The organism is Novosphingobium lentum NBRC 107847, assembly GCF_001590965.1.
GTDB lineage: Bacteria > Pseudomonadota > Alphaproteobacteria > Sphingomonadales > Sphingomonadaceae > Novosphingobium > Novosphingobium lentum.
Genome location: NZ_BCTW01000047.1, coordinates 1 through 1199 on the forward strand (window position 1 = coordinate 1; position 1199 = coordinate 1199).

General features: G+C 66.9%; 1 protein-coding gene. It reads right to left on the minus strand.

What is annotated here, in order from left to right; all coding sequences use genetic code 11:
- A partial coding sequence (locus NL2_RS20530; protein ID WP_068078576.1) for a UDP-glucose dehydrogenase family protein occupies positions 1-1199 on the minus strand: 1199 nt, incomplete at both ends.

The following is a 1199-nucleotide window of genomic DNA, read 5'->3' on the forward strand; positions in this document are numbered from 1 at the left end:
ACGCTCGAATAGCTGAACCCGTGGGCCTTCACGTCGGCGGGGTCGTAGACGTTGCGCAAGTCGACCAGCACGGGCGCCTTGGCGATGGTCTTGATCCGGGCGAAATCGAGCGCGCGGAAGGCGTCCCATTCGGTGACCAGCACGGTCGCGTCGGCGCCTTCGATCGCCTCGTAGGTACCCTTGGCCATGATCACGCCCGGCATCATCGGCGCCGCCATCGCCATGCCTTCGGGATCGTAGGCAACCACTTCGGCGCCGGCATCCTGCAGCGCCTGCGCGATCGCGATCGACGGCGCGTCGCGCATGTCGTCGGTGTTGGGCTTGAACGTCAGCCCCAGCAGCGCCACCCGTTTGCCGCGCACGTCGCCGCCGCCGTAATACCCGGTCACCGCGTCGATCACCTTGCGGCCCATCGCGCGCTTGCGTGTTTCGTTGACCTTGACCACCGCCTCGACGATGCGCGTCGGGCTGTCATAATCCTCGGCGGTCTTGAGCAGCGCCAGCGTGTCCTTGGGAAAACACGATCCGCCATAGCCGGGACCGGCATGGAGGAACTTGGACCCGATGCGGTTGTCCAGCCCGATGCCGCGCGACACGTCCTGCACGTCCGCGCCGACTTTCTCGCACAAGTCGGCCATCTCGTTGATGAAGGTGATCTTGGTCGCCAGGAACGCGTTGGCGGCGTACTTGATCAGTTCGGCGCTGCGGCGGCTGGTGAACAGGATCGGCGCACGGTTGAGGAACAGCGGGCGATAGACTTCCTGCATCACGCCGCGCGCCCATTCGTCGTCGGCGCCGATGACGATGCGGTCGGGCCGCTTGAAATCGCTGATCGCGGCGCCTTCGCGCAGGAATTCGGGGTTCGATACCGCCGCGAACTTCGCCGCGGTGCCGCTGGCGCGGATGATCCGCTCGACCTCGTCACCGGTGCCCACCGGCACGGTCGACTTGGTCACGATCACCGTCGGCGTCTTGAGGTTGGCGGCGACTTCCTCGGCCACGGCATGGACGAAGCTGAGGTCGGCATGCCCGTCACCGCGTCGCGACGGGGTGCCCACCGCGATGAAGATCGCTGCCGCACCCTCGATCGACGCGGCCAGGTCGGTCGAGAATGACAGCCGCCCGGCCTTGACGTTGCTCGCCACCAGTTCGGCCAGCCCCGGCTCGTAGATCGGCATCACGCCGGCATGCAGCCGGTC